Raw genomic sequence first — 245 nt, forward strand, 5'->3', positions numbered from 1 at the left:
TCGAGATGCCGAAGAGGCAAAGCAGGGAAACCTGTTAAATGCGAGAAATGAAGCTGTTTGAAGTTAGAAGCTACTTGTTGTTTAGTTTTGAGGGACCAGCAATGGAAACTCATTATTTTTTTGACCAAAAGTCAAGAAAAACTGTTCTTTGAAAACTGCACAGAGAAGAAAAAACTGTAATTTAGGATAACATCTGAAAAACCTGAATGTGGCGGAGACGTTTGGTCAAGCTACTAAGGGCGTAC

The sequence above is a fragment of the Desulfitobacterium sp. LBE genome (assembly GCF_007830365.1).
Lineage (GTDB): Bacteria > Bacillota > Desulfitobacteriia > Desulfitobacteriales > Desulfitobacteriaceae > Desulfitobacterium > Desulfitobacterium hafniense.